Annotated in this window: 18 protein-coding genes and 1 tRNA gene; 14 read left to right on the forward strand and 5 right to left on the reverse strand. The window is 61.5% G+C overall.

Annotated features, from left to right (window positions below; all coding sequences use genetic code 11):
• Positions 1 to 7: 7 nt before the first annotated feature.
• The 3 genes from ACEN84_RS09815 (at position 8) to pncB (ending at position 2890) form a co-directional block, all read left to right on the forward strand.
• Entirely contained in the window at positions 8 to 967 is a 960-nt protein-coding gene (locus ACEN84_RS09815; protein ID WP_413710728.1) for a 2-hydroxyacid dehydrogenase, read from the forward strand.
• A gap of 95 nt (positions 968 to 1062) precedes the next feature.
• A complete protein-coding gene (locus ACEN84_RS09820) occupies positions 1063 to 1428 on the forward strand; it encodes a hypothetical protein (RefSeq protein ID WP_130279346.1) in 366 nt (121 codons plus the stop codon).
• Between the two features lie 157 nt (positions 1429 to 1585).
• The gene (pncB, locus tag ACEN84_RS09825) at positions 1586 to 2890 is read left to right on the forward strand and encodes a nicotinate phosphoribosyltransferase (RefSeq protein WP_112714090.1); all 1305 of its coding nucleotides are present in this window, start codon (positions 1586 to 1588) and stop codon (positions 2888 to 2890) included.
• 5 nt (positions 2891 to 2895) lie between these two features.
• Here pncB and ACEN84_RS09830 read toward each other — a convergent pair whose 3' ends face one another.
• Positions 2896 to 3090: a DUF2735 domain-containing protein gene (locus tag ACEN84_RS09830; protein WP_112714088.1), complete on the reverse strand. Its 195-nt coding sequence runs from the start codon at positions 3088 to 3090 to the stop codon at positions 2896 to 2898.
• 390 nt (positions 3091 to 3480) lie between these two features.
• Here ACEN84_RS09830 and ACEN84_RS09835 point away from each other — a divergent pair, with 390 nt between their 5' ends.
• Both ACEN84_RS09835 and ACEN84_RS09840 read left to right on the forward strand, forming a co-directional pair.
• The gene (locus ACEN84_RS09835; RefSeq protein ID WP_112714086.1) at positions 3481 to 4521 is read left to right on the forward strand and encodes a glutamine synthetase beta-grasp domain-containing protein; all 1041 of its coding nucleotides are present in this window, start codon (positions 3481 to 3483) and stop codon (positions 4519 to 4521) included.
• A 105-nt stretch (positions 4522 to 4626) separates the two neighbouring features.
• Entirely contained in the window at positions 4627 to 5868 is a 1242-nt protein-coding gene (locus ACEN84_RS09840; protein ID WP_413710729.1) for a DUF763 domain-containing protein, read from the forward strand.
• On the opposite strand, the gene ACEN84_RS09845 is transcribed toward ACEN84_RS09840, so the two are convergent.
• Both ACEN84_RS09845 and ACEN84_RS09850 read right to left on the reverse strand, forming a co-directional pair.
• Positions 5869 to 6594 (reverse strand): hypothetical protein, encoded by a 726-nt coding sequence (locus tag ACEN84_RS09845; RefSeq protein ID WP_413710730.1) that lies wholly within the window; start codon positions 6592 to 6594, stop codon positions 5869 to 5871. It lies immediately after the preceding gene.
• 159 nt (positions 6595 to 6753) lie between these two features.
• Positions 6754 to 6843: transfer RNA gene (locus tag ACEN84_RS09850), tRNA-Ser, on the reverse strand.
• A 225-nt stretch (positions 6844 to 7068) separates the two neighbouring features.
• Here ACEN84_RS09850 and ACEN84_RS09855 point away from each other — a divergent pair.
• The 9 genes from ACEN84_RS09855 (at position 7069) to deoA (ending at position 15568) form a co-directional block, all read left to right on the forward strand.
• Positions 7069 to 7386 (forward strand): hypothetical protein, encoded by a 318-nt coding sequence (locus tag ACEN84_RS09855; RefSeq protein WP_112714080.1) that lies wholly within the window; start codon positions 7069 to 7071, stop codon positions 7384 to 7386.
• A 236-nt stretch (positions 7387 to 7622) separates the two neighbouring features.
• Complete coding sequence (locus ACEN84_RS09860; RefSeq protein WP_130279344.1) at positions 7623 to 8615, forward strand: BMP family lipoprotein; 993 nt, start codon at positions 7623 to 7625, stop codon at positions 8613 to 8615.
• Between the two features lie 71 nt (positions 8616 to 8686).
• Positions 8687 to 10198 carry an ABC transporter ATP-binding protein gene (locus ACEN84_RS09865; protein WP_112714076.1) on the forward strand — a complete coding sequence of 504 codons (1512 nt, stop codon included), beginning with the start codon at positions 8687 to 8689 and terminating at the stop codon, positions 10196 to 10198.
• 7 nt (positions 10199 to 10205) lie between these two features.
• On the forward strand, positions 10206 to 11309 hold the full coding sequence (locus tag ACEN84_RS09870; RefSeq protein ID WP_112714074.1) for an ABC transporter permease: 1104 nt from the start codon (positions 10206 to 10208) through the stop codon (positions 11307 to 11309).
• 9 nt (positions 11310 to 11318) lie between these two features.
• The gene (locus tag ACEN84_RS09875) at positions 11319 to 12290 is read left to right on the forward strand and encodes an ABC transporter permease (protein WP_112714072.1); all 972 of its coding nucleotides are present in this window, start codon (positions 11319 to 11321) and stop codon (positions 12288 to 12290) included.
• 3 nt (positions 12291 to 12293) lie between these two features.
• Positions 12294 to 12683, forward strand: a complete 390-nt coding sequence (locus ACEN84_RS09880; RefSeq protein WP_037130908.1) for a cytidine deaminase — start codon at positions 12294 to 12296, stop codon at positions 12681 to 12683.
• On the forward strand, positions 12680 to 13489 hold the full coding sequence (locus tag ACEN84_RS09885) for a purine-nucleoside phosphorylase (protein WP_413710731.1): 810 nt from the start codon (positions 12680 to 12682) through the stop codon (positions 13487 to 13489). The genes ACEN84_RS09880 and ACEN84_RS09885 overlap by 4 nt, the downstream gene beginning before the upstream one ends.
• Complete coding sequence (deoC, locus tag ACEN84_RS09890; protein ID WP_413710732.1) at positions 13482 to 14258, forward strand: deoxyribose-phosphate aldolase; 777 nt, start codon at positions 13482 to 13484, stop codon at positions 14256 to 14258. The genes ACEN84_RS09885 and deoC overlap by 8 nt, the downstream gene beginning before the upstream one ends.
• Before the next feature lie 2 nt (positions 14259 to 14260).
• Positions 14261 to 15568: a thymidine phosphorylase gene (gene deoA / locus ACEN84_RS09895; RefSeq protein WP_413710733.1), complete on the forward strand. Its 1308-nt coding sequence runs from the start codon at positions 14261 to 14263 to the stop codon at positions 15566 to 15568.
• Between the two features lie 2 nt (positions 15569 to 15570).
• On the opposite strand, the gene ACEN84_RS09900 is transcribed toward deoA, so the two are convergent.
• Together ACEN84_RS09900 and upp are read right to left on the reverse strand one after the other, a co-directional pair.
• The gene (locus tag ACEN84_RS09900; RefSeq protein WP_112714064.1) at positions 15571 to 16143 is read right to left on the reverse strand and encodes a TIGR02281 family clan AA aspartic protease; all 573 of its coding nucleotides are present in this window, start codon (positions 16141 to 16143) and stop codon (positions 15571 to 15573) included.
• Between the two features lie 126 nt (positions 16144 to 16269).
• Positions 16270 to 16899 carry a uracil phosphoribosyltransferase gene (gene upp, locus ACEN84_RS09905; protein WP_413710734.1) on the reverse strand — a complete coding sequence of 210 codons (630 nt, stop codon included), beginning with the start codon at positions 16897 to 16899 and terminating at the stop codon, positions 16270 to 16272.
• Between the last annotated feature and the right edge of the window lie 71 nt (positions 16900 to 16970).

A 16970-nucleotide genomic window follows, 5' to 3' on the forward strand; every position in this document is an offset into this window, starting at 1 on the left:
GAAGACCATGTCCGCAAGACCGCCCGTTCTCGTCGATCTCAAGTTCAATCCTGAGGGCATCGCCCGCATCCTGAAAACCGCCTTTGCGGATCGCGGCAGCATCAATCTCGCCGATCCCGAGACCAAGGGCAGGGATCTCAGCGCCTGCGAGTACGCGCTGCTCTGGAAGCCGGATGCCGATCTTTTCGACCGCGCACCGAACCTCAAGATCATCTTTTCCGGCGGCGCCGGAGTCGATAGCATCATGACGCTGCCGGGCCTTCCCAATGTGCCAATCGTCCGCTTCGTCGACCGCAGCCTGACGGTGCGGATGAGCGAATGGGTGGTCATGCAGTGCCTGATGCACCTGCGCGATCAGCGCGGCCACGACCAGCACCAGCGCGATCGCATCTGGGGCAAGATGGCGCCTCCGGAAGCGGCTGAACTCACCGTCGGCGTCATGGGCCTCGGCGTGCTCGGCCAGGACGCCGTCCGCAAGCTCAAGGTGATGGGTTTCAACGTTATCGGCTGGTCGCGCACGAAGAAGGAACTCGAGGGCGTCGAGACTTTCGATGCTGCAGGCCTCGATCTCTTCCTGTCGAAGACCGATATCCTCGTTGGCCTGCTGCCGCTGACGCCGGAGACGACGGGCTTCTACAATGCCGGCCTGTTCGGCAAGCTCCGCCAGGGCGGCGCCCTCGGCAAGCCCGTCTTCATCAATGCCGGGCGCGGCAAGAGCCAGGTTCAGGCCGATATCGTTTCGGCGATCGAGGGTGGCATTCTGGGCGGCGCCTCGCTCGACGTCTTCGAGGTGGAGCCGTTGCCGGCCAACGATCCGCTCTGGGGTCTCGACAGCGTTTTCATCACCCCCCATGACGCGGCGATCTCGGAAGAAAATGCGCTCTTCCGCCATGTCGAGCAGCAGATCGCCCGCTTCGAGAGCGGCGAGCCCCTGCAGTTCCTGGTCGATCGCACCGCCGGTTACTGACCGGCCGGGAACCTTCGCAGCCTCTTTTCGTTGTTCTTCCGTAGGCTCTGCAGCAGACCGCATCGCGGCTGCCCAGAAATCGGAAGGAGACAGGCATGGCGCATCAGATGGAAACCCGCTGGGAAAAATCCGATGGCAAGCTTCATGAAGAAGAGCAGATTTCTCCGGTCAAGGCCAAGCAGGGCCGCACCGGCAAGCGTATTCTGACGGTTCTGATCGTCGCCCTCGTGCTCGCCTTCATTGTCTGGATCCCGGTCGAGATCTGGGGCAAGCGTGAGGCCAACGAAGTTGCGCCGCAGCAGCCCGGCCAGGAATTGCAGTCTGAGCAGCCGGCGCCGCCGGCAGCCCCGTCGCTGCAGAATGGCAATGGCGTACCGACCGAAACGCCGAACAATTCGGCTCCCGCTGGCAACGCCCAGCCTGCGACCCCGGCGACACCGGCAGCGCCCTCTGCGCAGTAATGGGGTATTGGGTCCAGGCGATTATCAAAGGCCCTGCCGCTTCCCGCGGCAGGGCTTTGTATTTGCACTGGACTTTACCGTATGATTTTTCGATAAGAAGACGCACAGGACCGGCCGTCATGTGCCGCGCACCCGGCCGGTATGCATGGGGTGGAGCATGGCCAAGACCGATATCGCAAGACGCGTTTACAATCACGCCTGGAAGCTGGACCCGATCGTCCGCAGCCTGATCGATACGGACTTCTACAAGCTTCTGATGCTGCAGATGATCTGGAAGCTCTATCCCGACGTCAACGCAACTTTCACGCTGATCAACCGCACGAAGCGGGTACTCCTCGCCGAAGAGATCGACGAGGGCGAGTTGCGCGAACAGCTGGATCACGCACGCACGCTGCGTCTCTCCAAGAAGGAGATGATCTGGCTCGCCGGTAACAGCTTCTATGGTCGCGCCCAGATTTTCGAGCCTGAATTCCTCGCCTGGTTCTCGCATTTCCAGCTGCCCGAATACGAGCTCTCCAAGAAGGATGGCCAATACGTTCTGGATTTCCACGGCTCCTGGAAGGAGACGACGATGTGGGAAATCCCGGCGCTGGCCATCATCAATGAGCTGCGCTCGCGCTCGGCGATGAAGGCGCTCGGTCCCTTCACGCTCGATGTTCTCTATGCCCGTGCCAAGGCCCGGATGTGGACCAAGGTCGAGCGATTGAAGGAACTCCCGGGTCTCAGGATTTCCGATTTCGGCACGCGCCGCCGTCACAGTTTCCTGTGGCAGCGCTGGTGCGTCGAGGCGCTGAAGGAAGGCATCGGCCCGGCCTTTACCGGCACCAGCAATGTTCTGCTCGCCATGGACTCCGATCTGGAAGCCGTCGGCACCAACGCCCACGAACTGCCGATGGTCGCCGCAGCGCTGGCGCAGACCGATGACGACCTTGCCAAGGCACCCTACAAGGTTCTGCGCGACTGGAACCGCCTCTATGGTGGCAACCTGCTGATCGTCCTGCCGGATGCCTTCGGCACCACGGCCTTCCTGCGCGACGCGCCGGAATGGGTTGCCGACTGGACCGGCTTCCGTCCGGACAGCGCGCCGCCGGTCGAGGGCGGTGAGAAGATCATCGAGTGGTGGAAGAAGATGGGCCGCGATCCGCGCCAGAAGCTTCTGATCTTCTCGGATGGCCTCGATGTCGACGCGATCATCGACACCTACAAGCATTTCGAGGGACGGGTCCGCATGAGCTTCGGCTGGGGAACCAATTTGACGAATGATTTTGCCGGCTGCGCACCGACCGAGATCTCCGGGCTGAACCCGATCTCCGTCGTCTGCAAGGTCAGCGACGCCAATGGCCGCCCTGCAGTCAAGCTCTCAGACAATCCGCAAAAGGCTACAGGTGAGCCGGCCGAAGTCGAGCGCTATCTGAAATTCTTCGGCGCGGAAGATCGCGTCGACCAGGAAGTGTTCGTCTGATGTGATCAGGCGTGCGGCTTGCGCTTGTCTTCTTCCTCTTCGCGGATCGCATCCTGGTGATACCAGCTGTCGAAAGCCGCATCACAGATATTGGGATCGATCGCGAGCGGATCCTTCGCACCAAAGCGCTCGCCGGGACGGCGGAACTTGACGGGGAACTGGTAGATCTTTGCGGATTCGCCTTGAAAACTTGTCGGCATCCTATCGCCTTCCATTATCTATGCGTACCGGTCATCCGGGCAGTGATAATAACAGATTGCCCATGATTTGCGCAAATGGCTCAAAATATAGGCAATTAGTGTGGGCTTCGTAAGCAGTTGATAAAATGTGTGAAAACTTCTGTGGCTCCTGCATCTTTTTCAGGCGTTTGGGCCTTTGAAAGAAAAACGCAACCATCGCCCGCCAGTTCCCGCCTAACCCCCCGCTTTCATTGAAAGTAACGTCCGGTCTCGCCGGCGCCCTGCCTGCGCGTTTTGACGCACCCTGAAGGGCGAATTTCGAACTGGCACGCTACGTGCTTGTTAGTGTGCATCCGCTGGTGAAACGCACCCTCAGGATTTGTGACACGCACACGTTTGAGAGACTGGCCAATGACAAAGTATAAGCTCGAGTACATCTGGCTCGATGGGTACACTCCTGTACCGAACCTGCGCGGCAAGACGCAGATCAAGGAATTCGACGCGTTTCCGACGCTCGAGCAGCTCCCGCTCTGGGGCTTCGATGGTTCGTCCACGATGCAGGCCGAAGGCCGCAGCTCTGATTGCGTCCTGAAGCCGGTCGCAGTTTATCCGGATCCGGCACGCACGAACGGCGTTCTCGTCATGTGCGAAGTCATGATGCCCGACGGCGTTACCCCGCACGCTTCCAACAGCCGCGCGACCATCCTCGACGACGAAGATGCATGGTTCGGCTTTGAGCAGGAATACTTCTTCTACGAAAACGGCCGTCCGCTCGGCTTCCCGGAGCAGGGCTACCCGGCTCCGCAGGGTCCATACTACTGCGGCGTCGGCTCGTCCAACGTTGGCCCGGTTGCCCGTGAAATCGTCGAAGAACATCTCGACCAGTGCCTCGCTGCCGGGATCAACCACGAAGGCATCAATGCCGAAGTGGCCAAGGGTCAGTGGGAATTCCAGATTTTCGGCAAGGGCTCCAAGAAGGCCGCCGACCAGATCTGGATGGCACGCTACCTGCTGCAGCGCCTGACTGAAAAGTACGGCATCGACATTGAATATCACTGCAAGCCGCTCGGCGACACCGACTGGAACGGCTCGGGCATGCACTGCAACTTCTCGACCAAGTACATGCGCGAAGTTGGCGGCAAGGCCTACTTCGAAGCCCTGATGGCGCAGTTCGAAAAGAACCTCGACGCTCACATCGCTGTCTACGGTCCGGACAACGACAAGCGCCTCACCGGCAAGCACGAAACGGCTCCGTGGAACAAGTTCTCCTACGGCGTTGCTGACCGTGGTGCTTCGATCCGCGTTCCGCACTCCTTCGTCAAGAACGACTACAAGGGCTACCTGGAAGATCGCCGCCCGAACTCTCAGGGCGACCCCTACCAGATCGCTTCCCAGGTTCTGAAGACGATCTCGGAAGTTCCGCTGTCGGGTTCGGCTTCGGCTGCTGCTTGAGGCTAGAAGGGTTTTCCTCCCAAGGGCGCCGGCTGCTTGCAGCCGGCGTTTTCTTTTTGATGCACCGGATTCCTTCGGCTGCGCGACGCAGCTATAATTGCGTCCATGGCTCAAAGAGCAGGCAGCGCCGATCTTCCCCTGCATGGCGGCAGGGTTCCCAAATGGCTGGGCGACCGGATGACGAGGCTCGGTGCACTGGTCACCGAAGCGATCGTGCATCACTACGGCCGCGACGAATTTCTGCGGCGGCTCGCGCACCCTTTCTGGTTCCAGTCCTTCGGCGCCGTCATGGGCATGGACTGGCATTCCTCGGGCATCACCACCAGTGTTCTCGGCGCGCTGAAGCGCGGCCTGACGCCGCTCTCGGGCGAGCTCGGCCTGCATGTCTGCGGCGGCCGCGGCGCCCAGTCGCGGCGCACCCCGGACGAGCTGGCCGCGATCGGCAACCGCGTCGGCATCGACGGCACTGCGCTGGCGCAGGCAAGCCGCCTTGTCGCCAAGGTTGATAGTGCCGCCCTCCAGGATGGCTTCGACCTCTATCTCCACGGCTTCATCGTCACCGACGACGGCAAATGGGTGGTAGTTCAACAAGGCATGAACGGCGACAACAGGCAGGCCCGCCGCTATCACTGGCTGTCCGAGGGCCTGGAAAGCTTCGTCAATTCGCCGCATGCCGCGATCGAAGGCCGCACTCAAGGCAACATCGTCAACCTCGCCGACAGGCGTGCCGAGCATTCCCGCGCCGGACAGCTCGATCTCCTCGCAACGCTCGGCCCCGACCGCATCGTCCGCGAAGCCGCAGCACTGGCGCTTGACACGAGAAAGCCTGCCCCGCTCCCCGACCAGATGCTCCTGCCGCACCTGATCATGCCCGCCCATCACGATGTCCGTGAAAAAGACGTCAACATGAAGCGTCTGCACGGCAATCTGGCGGCCGCGGCGGATCGTGGCCCTGAAGATTTCGAGCAGCTTCTCCTCGTCCCCGGTGTCGGCGCCCGCACCGTCCAGGCGCTCGCCATGGTCGCCGAGGTCGTCCACGGCGCGCCCTACCGCTTCTCCGACCCCGCCCGTTTCTCGATCGCCCACGGCGGCAAGGACCGCCACCCATTCCCCGTGCCGCTGAAGGTTTACGACGAAACCATCAAGGTGATGAAATCGGCGGTCCAGAAGGGCCGCCTCGGCCGCGAGGAAGAGCTTCAGGCCCTCAAACGCCTCGACGACCAGTCCCGCCAGCTGGAGCGCTATGTCACGGGCCCCGATCTCAAGGAGATCGTTGCCGGCGAATTTAGGAATTCGCCGGAATGGGGCGGTCGCAGCGTGTTCGGCTGGGAGGGGGAGGAGCGGTAGTTATTCCGTGCCGAGCCTGCCGAACTGCCCCGGCTTGCGCTTGGCAGGTACAGGCGCTCTGGCTCCCATCGGGTAGCGACCGGAAGGGCGCGGGCCGTCTCCCGGAATAAGCGCCAGAACCAGGAGCACAGCGTAGAAGAATATCGCGATCCCCTGGATCGCAACGTCAGGAAGCGGGATCGCCACGAATTTCGGGATGAAGACGGGGGCAAGCGGCACCAGCATCACATATTGCGGCCAGCCGATGTGCCGAATTCTGCTCGATACCATGTAAAGGAGACCGATGACGGTTACGGCCGTCATCGCGATCACCGAAATGAAGTGAAGCGTTTCGAACATCGACCGGCGTGCCGCAAGGTCCGCCGCTCGGCGATCGACCGAGGCGCCGCCGCCCAGAATCATGTTCATCGCGCCGGCAGCCGTAGCGGCTCGCAGTTTCTCCATGTCCTCCGGCGTCGGCTTGCGGCCGGAAGCAACGAGGTCGTTCAGAGCTTTCTCCTGCCCTGGAAACATCAGCGGCATGTTCTTGCCGTTGCCGGCCGGTCGTTTCGCAGCAACCGCAGCATCGCTAACCGGCCGCGGCGCCATCAGCTCGCGTGCGGCTTGGTCATGCTGGGCCATGATGAAGCGCTCGATCGGGTCTTTGGCGAAATCGAAGCAGAACATGAGGACCAGCAGGATTGCATAGCCAATCCGTCCCAGCTTGGACTCGCCGAATATAGTCATGAAGTTGAGTTCCCCGCCGCAACGCAGGGAATATGCTCTCATTGGTTGAATAAGGTGCTAACGAGCCAGCGGGAATTCTAGAAAATCTGTGGCTCGACAGGCAATCTGTCGTGTGGCGCCGCAACCGCGAGGCATGGCAATGTCGGGAAAAAAGAAAAATGGCGGACAAGGTGGGATTCGAACCCACGGTACGCTTTCACGTACACACGCGTTCCAGGCGTGCGCCTTAAACCACTCGGCCACCTGTCCTGCTTTTTGATTGGCGTCAGTGGACGCAAATCGTTGGAACGGCGCGATATATACCGATGAATTTTCGAGGATCAACCTAAATCTAACAGATTTTTGACTTCTTCGGATAAAACTCCGCCCGCGTCATGCATTGCGCTTTCCAGGACACGGACTTATCGTGGCGCTGAGGGCGGAAAATGGCGTGGCTGGCCGGGGTTCTCGGCATCGGGTGCGCCGGAGGGTTTTATGCGTTTCTTGTTGCGTTTGAGTAGTCTTGTCGCGCTTGCCGTTGCGGTGATCGCGGGGACGATCGATTCCATCCAGTCCGTTGCGGCCTCCGCCGTGGTGATGACGCCGATGGGCGATGCCTGGCAGGATGTCAGTCCCGCCTCGCTTTTGGCGCTGCAATCCGCAACCGCCTATTATATCCACCCGCGCTTCTACGCTTTCATCTTCCAGTGGCTGATGCTGCAGCCCGCTTTCGGCGTGTTTCTGGTGCTTGCGCTGCTGCTCTGGATGGTCGGATATAAGAAGCCCCCGGTTGCAGGCCGCTTCACGGCCTGATCACCGAAAAAGCAGTTTCGCAGCGGCTTTTGCGCAGAAATCAGCCTGATTGAACTGATTTTCGGCATCCCCGGCAAATTTTTACCACCCGAAAAATTTCTCGTGAAATTTTCATTCAGCCATGCAAGGATGCGCGAAGCCAGGCCTCCGGGGGGAGGCCGGTGGTTCCGCAGACATGCCTCGCAGAAGGCTTGCGGGAGGACCCCTAACAAATAGCAACAACAGGGCTGCAACTCATGAAAAAAACCCTCCTTTCTCTCCTGGCCGTGGCCGCGATGTCCACGACGGCGCTCGCCGCTGACATCAAGCCGGCTCTCGTTTACGGCACCGGCGGAAAGTTCGATAAGTCCTTCAACGAAGCTGCCTACAATGGCGCTGAGAAGTTCAAGAAGGAAACCGGTATCGCTTATCGCGATTTCGAGCCGACCGGCGATACGCAGGGCGAGCAGGCTATCCGCAACTTCGCAAGCCGCGGCTTCAACCCGGTTGTTGCCGTCTCCTTCGCCTGGACCTCGGCGGTCGAAAAGGTTGCTGCTGAATTCCCGGACACCAAGTTCATCATCGTTGATGCTGTCGTCGACAAGCCGAATGTCCGTTCGGTCGTCTACAAGGAAGAAGAAGGCTCCTTCCTCGTTGGTGTTCTCGCCGGCATGGCATCGAAGACCGGCAAGGTTGGTTTCGTTGGCGGCATGGACATTCCGCTGATCCGCAAGTTCGAATGCGGCTATGAGCAGGGCGCTCGCTCGGTCAAGGCCGACGTTGAAGTGTTCCAGAACATGACTGGCACGACCGGCGCTGCCTGGAACGACCCGGTTCGCGGCGGTGAGCTCACCAAGAACCAGATCGACCAGGGCGCTGACGTCGTTTACGCGGCAGCTGGCGCAACCGGTCTCGGCGTTCTCCAGACGGCTGCCGACAACAAGAAGCTGTCGATCGGCGTCGACTCCAACCAGAACTACCTGCATCCGGGCTCGGTCCTGACCTCGATGGTCAAGCGCGTCGACCTCGCCGTTTACAACGCCTATTCCGACACCAAGAACGACAAGTTCACCGGTGGCGTTCAGGCTCTCGGCGTCAAGGAAGACGGCGTTGCCGCTGCGATCGACGAAAACAACAAGTCGCTGATCACGCCGGAAATGCAGGCTGCTGTCGACAAGGCAAAGGCTGACATCATCGCAGGAACCATCAAGGTTCACGACTACACGTCGGACAACGCTTGCCCGAAGTGATCCGCGATTGAGATGGGCGTATGGCGTGTTGATTTCACCGCCATACGCCCTTTTCTTATTTGGAGCCTGCTGTGACAGACACGCCCGCAATCGAACTCGTGGGCATCGATAAGAAATTCGGTGCCGTCCACGCAAACAAGGACATCAACCTTACCGTCGCCAAGGGCTCGATCCATGGCATCATCGGAGAAAACGGTGCCGGTAAGTCGACTTTGATGTCGATCATCTACGGTTTTTATCACGCTGACGCCGGAGAAATCCGCGTCAATGGCACGCCGATCTCGATCCGCGACAGCCAGACGGCGATTGCCGCCGGTATCGGCATGGTGCACCAGCACTTCATGCTGGTCGACAATTTCACTGTGCTTGAGAATATCATGCTCGGCGCCGAAGGCGGCGCGCTGCTCGCCAAGGGCGTGGCTTCTGCTCGCGCCGAGCTGAAGCGCCTGGAAAAGGAATACGGCCTTGAGGTCAATCCTGACGCGCTGATCGAGCAGCTTCCGGTCGGCCTGCAGCAGCGCGTCGAAATCCTGAAGGCCATGTATCGTGGCGCCGAGATTCTCATCCTCGACGAGCCGACGGGCGTTCTGACCCCGGCCGAAGCCGATCACCTGTTCCGCATCCTCAAGGTGCTGCGCGATCAGGGCAAGACCGTCATCCTCATCACCCACAAGCTGCGCGAGATCATGGCGATCACCGATACGGTATCGGTCATGCGCCGCGGCGAGATGGTCGCAACCCGCAAGACGGCGGAAACGACGGTCGAAGAGCTCGCCGAGCTTATGGTCGGCCGCCGCGTTCTGCTGCGCGTCCAGAAGGGTGAATCCAATCCGGGCAAGGTCATCCTGTCGGTCAAGAACCTGACGGTGAAGGACAACCGCGGCGTCACCATGGTCGACAACGTCTCCTTCGATGTCCGGGGCGGTGAGATCGTCGGCATTGCCGGCGTTGCCGGTAACGGCCAGTCGGAACTGCTCGAAGCCATCGCCGGCATTCGCAAGCCGGCATCCGGCGAAATCCTGCTCGACGGCCAGCCGATCGACAAGGCCGATCCCGCGCGCCTGCGCGAACTCGGTCTCGCCCACATTCCCGAAGACCGCCATCACATGGGTCTGGTCCTGAAATTCGAGGAATACGAGAACTCGGTCCTCGGCTATCACCGCAAGCCGGCCTATAGCAAAGGCCCGCTGCTCGATCTCGATGCCATCCGTAAGGATGCCATGGAGAAGATCGAGAAATACGATATCCGCCCGCCGAACCCGCGCCTGAAGACTGCGAACTTCTCCGGTGGCAACCAGCAGAAGATCGTCGTCGCGCGTGAGATCGAGCGTGATCCGTCGGCTCTCATCATCGGTCAGCCGACCCGTGGCGTCGATATCGGCGCCATCGAATTCATTCACCGCCGGATCATCGAGATGCGCGACGCGGGCAAGGCGATCCTGCTCGTCTCCGTCGAACTCGATGAAATCCGTGCCCTTTCCGACCGTATCCTTGTCATGTTTGCCGGCCATGTCGTCGGCGAGAAGACGCCCGATGCCGGTGAACAGACCCTCGGCCTGATGATGGCCGGCATTGCCGCGTGAGGCCTGAATGAGCACTGCTTCCGTACCCCTACCGCGATGGATCAATTACGGCCTCATCCCGTTCCTGAACCTTCTCGTCGCTTTCCTCATCTCCGGCTTCGTCGTCTGGCTGATCGGCGAGAGCCCGCTTGATGCGCTCTCCCTGCTGATCGAAGGCGCCTTCGGCAGCGGCGAAGGCATCGGCTTCACGCTGTTTTACGCCACGAGCTTCATCTTCACCGGCCTCTCGGTCGCCGTCGCCATCCATGCCGGCCTGTTCAATATCGGCTCGGAAGGTCAGGCCTATCTCGGCGGTCTCGGCTGCGCGCTGGTGGCGCTGGCGCTCGACAATTACGTGCCCTGGTATGTGACGATGCCGATCGCCGTCCTCGGCGCCGGCATCTTCGGCGCTGCCTGGGCCTTCGTCCCGGCCTACCTTCAGGCCAAGCGCGGCAGCCACATCGTCATCACCACGATCATGTTCAACTATATCGGCGCGGCGCTGATGGTGTACCTGCTGGTGCACGTGCTGATCGTGCCGGGCAAGATGGCGCCGGAAACACGCACCTTCCTCGATGGCGGCCAGCTGCCGAAGCTCGGATGGATCATGGAGATATTCGGCGGCAAGCTCGGTGCTGCGCCGTTCAACGTCTCCTTCATCATCGCGCTTGTCGTCGCCTGGCTCGTCTGGCTGCTGATCTGGCGCACCAAGCTCGGCTTTGAAATGCGTACGCTCGGCGTCAGCCCGACGGCTGCCGCCTACGCCGGCATCCCCTATGCCCGCACGGTCATGATCGCCATGCTGCTCTCGGGCGCACTGGCCGGCATGATGGCACTGAACCCGGTCATGGGTGCGTCTGCCCGCCTGCAGGTCGAATTCGTCGGTGGCGCCGGCTTCGTCGGCATCGCCGTCTCGCTGATGGGCCGCAATCATCCGCTCGGTATCATCTTCGCGGCAATCCTCTTCGGCGTTCTCTATCAGGGCGGCGACTGGATTTCCTTCGAGATGCCGAACATCACCCGTGAGATGATCCTGGTCATCCAGGGTCTCGTCATCCTCTTTGCCGGTGCTTTGGAATACATGTTCCGCCCGGCGATGGTTCACATCTATCAGCGGCTAACGGGCAAGTGAGGGCGAGCGATGGATTATTATGACATCTTCATCAGCGTTCTCAGCTCGACGATCCGTCTGTCGATACCGCTGATCTTCACCGCGCTTGCCGGCTTGTTCTCCGAACGTGCAGGCGTCTTCGATATCGGCCTTGAGGGCAAGATGCTGGGCTCGGCCTTTGCCGCCGCCTGCGTCGCCTATGTCACCGATTCCGCCTGGCTCGGCCTCGTTGCCGGCATCCTCTGCTCGGTGGCGCTCAGCCTGGTACACGGCTTCGCCTCTATCACCAATCGCGGCAACCAGATCATTTCGGGCGTCGCCATCAACTTCTTCATTGCTGGTATCACAATCGTGCTCGGCCAAGCCTGGTTCGGCCAGGGCGGGCGCACGCCGCAGCTGGCAGGCGAGGCGCGCTTCTCGCCGATCATCCTGCCAGGCGCCGATGCAATGCGCGAAGTTCCCGTCATCGGTCCGCTCTATGCGAATGTGATTTCGGGCAACAACATCCTGACCTATCTCGCTTTCGTGGCGGTGCCGCTCTCCTGGTGGATCCTCTATCGCACGCGCTTCGGTCTTCGCCTGCGCGCAGTCGGAGAAAATCCGGGTGCGGTCGATACTGCCGGTATCTCGGTCACCTGGCTGCGCTACCGCGCCGTCATGTGCGCCGGCATCCTCTGCGGTTTCTCCGGCACTTATCTGGCGATCGCCCAGTCGGCGGCCTTCATCAAGGACATGTCGGCAGGCAAGGGCTATATCGCGCTCGCCGCGCTCGTCTTCGCCAAGTGGAAGCCGGTGCCCGTCATGTTCGCCTGCCTGCTCTTCGGCTTCCTTGATGCGCTGGCAAACTTCATGCAGGGAAAGCAGGTACCGCTGATCGGCGAAGTGCCGGTGCAGATCTTCCAGGCGCTGCCCTACGTCCTCACCTGCGTGCTGCTGGCCGGTTTCATCGGCGTAGCAATCCCGCCGAAGGCCGGCGGCGTGCCCTATACGAAGGAGCGTTGATCCATGTCCCACGACCTGTTCGAGGCCGCCCGCGGCGCCATGGCTTTCGCCCACGCGCCCTATTCGAAATTCCCCGTCGGCGCGGCCATCCGCGCCGAGGATGGCAAGGTCTATACCGGCGCCAATATCGAGAACCTCTCCTTCCCGCAGGGCTGGTGCGCCGAACCGACGGCGATCAGCGCCATGATCATGGGCGGCGCCAAGAAGATCGTCGAGATGGCCGTCATTGCCGAGAAGCTGCCGCTCTGCCCGCCCTGCGGCGGCTGCCGCCAGAAGATCTCGGAATTCGCCTCGAAGGACACCAAGATCTATCTCTGTGACGAGGTGGGCGTGAAGAAGACCATGACCATGGAAGAGCTTCTGCCGTTCAGCTTCGAGACCGAACTCGGATGAACGCGGCGATCGACCTGCTCGTCGGAAAGCTCGGCGGGCTCGTGCCGCGCCACGGGATCATTCTCGGGTCCGGCCTCGGCTCGCTCGTCGGCGAGCTGGAGAACCCGGTTCGCGTTGCCTACAAGGATCTGCCCGGCTTTCCCGTGAGCGCCGTATCCGGCCATGCAGGCGAGGTCGTTGCCGGCCGTCTCGGCGGCGTACCCGTCATCATGCTCTCGGGCCGCGTGCACTTCTACGAAAAGGGCGATGCCAATGCCATGCGCCTGCCGATCGAGGTTCTCAAGGGCCTCGGCGTCCAGTCGCTGTTTCTGACCAATTCGGCTGGATCCTTGCGCGAGGAAATGCCGCCGGGTTCGGTGATGCAGATCACCGATCACATCAATTATTCCGGCATCAACCCGCTGATCGGCGAGGAAAGCGATCGCCGCTTCGTCGGCATGACCAATGCCTATGATGCCGATCTCACGGTCGCCATGCGCAAGGCCGCCGAGAAGCTCGGCATCAAGCTGTCGCACGGCGTCTACATGTGGTTCTCCGGCCCGAGCTTCGAGACACCGGCCGAGATCCGCATGGCACGCATTCTCGGCGCCGATGCCGTCGGCATGTCGACGGTGCCGGAAGTGATCATCGCCCGAATGTTGGGCCTCAGGGTTGCAGCAGCGTCGGTAATCACCAATTATGGGGCCGGCATGACCGGTGCCGAACTCAGCCACGACGAAACGAAAGACATGGCGCCCGTTGGCGGCGCGCGTCTCGCAGCCATCCTCAAGGAAATGGTCGCGGGTGGAGGAAGCAACAATGACTAATCACACGCACAAGGAGACGGCGGCAGTCGCGCTCTCCCTGCTCGATCTGACGAACCTCAAGGACGACTGCACCGAAGCGCAGATCGATGCGCTCTGCGAACGTGCGCAGACGCCCTTCGGAAACAGCGCCGCAATCTGCATCTGGCCGCGTTTCGTCGCCCGCGCCCGCACCGTGCTCGGCAAGGGTCACAAGGTCAGGATCGCAACCGTCGTCAACTTCCCGTCGGGCGACATGGAAATCGCCGATGTCGCCGCCGAAACGCGCGAAGCGATTGCCGACGGCGCCGACGAGATCGATCTGGTCATCCCCTATCGCAAGTTCCTGGCTGGCAACGAGAAGGCCGTCACCGACATGGTTTCTGCCATCCGTGCCGAATGCGGCAGCGGTACTCTGCTCAAGGTCATCCTCGAAACCGGCGAGATCAAGGATCCCACGCTTATCCGCCGCGCCTCAGAGCTGGCGATCGAAGCCGGTGCGGATTTCATCAAGACCTCCACCGGTAAGGTCTCGGTCAATGCCACCCTCGAGGCCGCCGATATCATGATCCGCGCCATCCGCCAGAGCGGCCGCAAGGTCGGCTTCAAGCCGGCAGGCGGGATCGGTTCGGTCGCCGACGCAGCACTCTATCTCAGCCTCGCCGAAACGATCATGACGCCGGACTGGCCGATGCCCTCGACGTTCCGCTTCGGCGCGTCCGGCCTGCTGGACGATATCCTGGCGGTTCTCGGCGGCACGCAGCCCGCGCCCGCCAAGGCCTCGAGCTACTGAGCATGATCCCGCAGGAGATCATCCGGCGAAAGCGAAACGGCGAGACGCTCTCTTCCGGAGAGATCGAAGCCTTCGTCACGGCGCTGGCAAAGGGGCATCTGTCCGAGGGGCAGATCGGCGCCTTTGCCATGGCCGTCTGGTTCAAGGGGATGACCCGGGCCGAGACGGTGGCGCTGACGCTGGCCATGGCGAATTCCGGCGATATGCTGACTTGGGAAGGCATCGACCGCCCCATTGCCGACAAGCATTCGACCGGCGGCGTTGGCGACAACGTCTCACTGATGCTGGCCCCGATCGCGGCAGCCTGTGGCCTTGCCGTGCCGATGATCTCGGGCCGCGGGCTCGGCCATACCGGTGGCACGCTGGACAAGCTCGAATCCATACCAGGCTATCTGATCACTCCGGATGCCGTCCTGTTCCGCAAGGTGGTGAAGGAAGCCGGTTGCGCCATCATCGGCCAGACGGGTGCGCTAGCCCCTGCCGATGGCAAGCTCTACGCCGTGCGCGATGTGACCGCGACCGTGGATTCCGTCCCGCTGATCACTGCCTCCATTCTGTCTAAAAAGCTTGCCGCCGGATTGCAGACGCTGATCCTCGACGTAAAGACCGGCAGCGGCGCTTTCCTTACGGATGCCGATGAGGCGAAGACGCTCGCGAGCTCGCTGGTCGAAGTGGCCAATGGGGCCGGCGTGAAGACCTCGGCGCTGCTGACCGATATGAACGAGCCGCTGGCGGACGCTGCCGGCAATGCGGTCGAGATCTGGAACTGCCTTGATTTTCTGTCCGGCAAGAAGGCCGGCACACGGCTGGAAGCAATCGTGCTGGCCTTTGCTGCGGAGATGCTGGTCGGGAGCGGCGTTGCGGCGTCGCTTGCGGATGGTGAAGTGAGCGCCCGCCAGGCGCTCTCCTCAGGCCACGCGATGGAAACCTTTGCACGAATGGTCTCGATGCTGGGCGGCCCGGCGGATTTCGTCGAAAGCCCCGCCAGATATCTGAAGGCCGCGCCGGTGCAGAAGCCGGTGTTGGCGCCGGAGAGCGGCTGGCTGGCAAGCTGTGATGCGAGAGAGGCCGGCATGGCCGTCATCGATCTCGGCGGCGGGCGGCGGCATCCATCCGACAGGATCGACCATCGCGTCGGCTTCTCCGGCCTGCTGCCGCTCGGCACGCAGGTGGAAAAGGGCCAGCCGATCGCCTTCGTCCACGCCGCCGACGATGCGGCGGCAGAGCGGGCCGCGGCTGCGATAATCGCGAATTACAAGATATCCGGCGACAAGCCGAAGCTGCCACCGGTCATATCTGGCCGCGTCTGATCTTACTGCTTGAGGCTGAGCGCGCCGTCGGCGACGGAATAGGAGTCGAGCTTCTTCAGGAAGCTCATGCCGACAAGCGTCTGCGACAGGGCATCATCACGGAGAACGAAGGCTTCGACGCCCTGAACCCGGATGCCGCCGATCTCCATGCGATCGAGCGTGACATGGGCGGCCTTGGTCTGGCCGTTCGCTGTGTTGACCGCATAGCGGAAGTCGAGCTGATTGCCGCCATAGCCGAGACGGCGGGCAAGGCTTTCGTTGAGTGCCACATAGGTCGCGCCCGTGTCGATCATGCCCTGAACAGGCTTGCCGTTGATCTTGAAGTCGCCGTTGAAATGGCCCTGGGCGTCAGCCTGCAGGCGCATGCTGCCGCTGCCTGCGATGGGCGAGGGCGCTGCAGCCTGATCGGGTGCGGCGGAAACGTAATTTGCGGAAACGGGGGTATCGGCCGGCTGCGGGCTCATCGCCAGAAACAGCGAGGGCACCTGGGTCGCCAGAGCCGCGGCAATGCTCGCGAAAATGACTGTACGCATGAGCATGAAACAGAAATCCTTCCTGCATAAACCGCGCATCATGCGAGGCCTCATTCTCAAGCTGCTACGCCATAATTGCTGACAAGTTGCTAACGCCGAAACGCAAATGGCCCGGATCGCGGATCCGGGCCATGTTTGTGCACCGATTTGGTAAATCGGAAATTGACGTTACTTCGTCCCGTACATGCGGTCGCCGGCATCGCCGAGGCCGGGCATGATGTAGCCCTGCTCGTTCAGATGGCTGTCGATCGACGCGGTAAAGACCGGCACATCGGGATGTTCCGCGCGGAAATTCTTCAGGCCTTCCGGTGCCGCGAGCAGGCAGAGGAAGCGGATATTGCGCGCACCGCGCTCTTTCAGCTTGTCGATTGCCGCGATCGCCGAATTGCCCGTGGCCAGCATCGGGTCGACGACGATGATCAGACGCTCGGAAATGTCCTCGGGCGCCTTGAAGAAATACTCGACCGGCTGCAGCGTGTCGTGATCGCGATAGACGCCGATATGCGAAACGCGGGCCGAAGGCACCAGGTCGAGCATGCCTTCGAGCAGGCCGTTGCCGGCGCGCAGGATCGAGGCGAAAACCAGCTTCTTGCCTTCAAGGACCGGGGACTCGATTGTCTGCAGCGGCGTTTCGATGGTCTCCATCGTCAGCTCGAGATCGCGGGTGACCTCGTAGCAGAGCAGCGTCGAGATTTCGCGCAGCAACCGGCGGAAGCTGCCCGTCGATGTCTCCTTGCGCCGCATGATCGTCAGTTTGTGCTGGACGAGCGGATGATCGATGACGGTTACGCCTTCCATGGCCAAGCCTTCCTTTGATTATTGTTATCCGACGTTTCTTCCATCTAAATCGCCCGGACTGCAAGAGTGCA

It is taken from the genome of Rhizobium sp. Rhizsp82 (assembly GCF_047325115.1).
In the GTDB taxonomy this organism is placed as follows: domain Bacteria; phylum Pseudomonadota; class Alphaproteobacteria; order Rhizobiales; family Rhizobiaceae; genus Rhizobium.

Bases quoted from the DNA above. Each gene is read 5' to 3' on its own strand.
- ACEN84_RS09870 (WP_112714074.1), top strand. From the start codon at position 10,206: ATGAGCACTGCTTCCGTACCCCTACCGCGATGGATCAATTACGGCCTC.
- pncB (WP_112714090.1), top strand. From the start codon at position 1,586: ATGGCCAAGACCGATATCGCAAGACGCGTTTACAATCACGCCTGGAAG.
- ACEN84_RS09845 (WP_413710730.1), bottom strand. From the start codon at position 6,594: ATGACTATATTCGGCGAGTCCAAGCTGGGACGGATTGGCTATGCAATC.
- ACEN84_RS09855 (WP_112714080.1), top strand. From the start codon at position 7,069: ATGCGTTTCTTGTTGCGTTTGAGTAGTCTTGTCGCGCTTGCCGTTGCG.
- deoC (WP_413710732.1), top strand. From the start codon at position 13,482: ATGACTAATCACACGCACAAGGAGACGGCGGCAGTCGCGCTCTCCCTG.
- ACEN84_RS09860 (WP_130279344.1), top strand. From the start codon at position 7,623: ATGAAAAAAACCCTCCTTTCTCTCCTGGCCGTGGCCGCGATGTCCACG.
- ACEN84_RS09885 (WP_413710731.1), top strand. From the start codon at position 12,680: ATGAACGCGGCGATCGACCTGCTCGTCGGAAAGCTCGGCGGGCTCGTG.
- deoA (WP_413710733.1), top strand. From the start codon at position 14,261: ATGATCCCGCAGGAGATCATCCGGCGAAAGCGAAACGGCGAGACGCTC.
- ACEN84_RS09830 (WP_112714088.1), bottom strand. From the start codon at position 3,090: ATGCCGACAAGTTTTCAAGGCGAATCCGCAAAGATCTACCAGTTCCCC.
- ACEN84_RS09835 (WP_112714086.1), top strand. From the start codon at position 3,481: ATGACAAAGTATAAGCTCGAGTACATCTGGCTCGATGGGTACACTCCT.
- ACEN84_RS09875 (WP_112714072.1), top strand. From the start codon at position 11,319: ATGGATTATTATGACATCTTCATCAGCGTTCTCAGCTCGACGATCCGT.
- ACEN84_RS09820 (WP_130279346.1), top strand. From the start codon at position 1,063: ATGGCGCATCAGATGGAAACCCGCTGGGAAAAATCCGATGGCAAGCTT.
- ACEN84_RS09880 (WP_037130908.1), top strand. From the start codon at position 12,294: ATGTCCCACGACCTGTTCGAGGCCGCCCGCGGCGCCATGGCTTTCGCC.
- upp (WP_413710734.1), bottom strand. From the start codon at position 16,899: ATGGAAGGCGTAACCGTCATCGATCATCCGCTCGTCCAGCACAAACTG.
- ACEN84_RS09840 (WP_413710729.1), top strand. From the start codon at position 4,627: ATGGCTCAAAGAGCAGGCAGCGCCGATCTTCCCCTGCATGGCGGCAGG.
- ACEN84_RS09815 (WP_413710728.1), top strand. From the start codon at position 8: ATGTCCGCAAGACCGCCCGTTCTCGTCGATCTCAAGTTCAATCCTGAG.
- ACEN84_RS09900 (WP_112714064.1), bottom strand. From the start codon at position 16,143: ATGATGCGCGGTTTATGCAGGAAGGATTTCTGTTTCATGCTCATGCGT.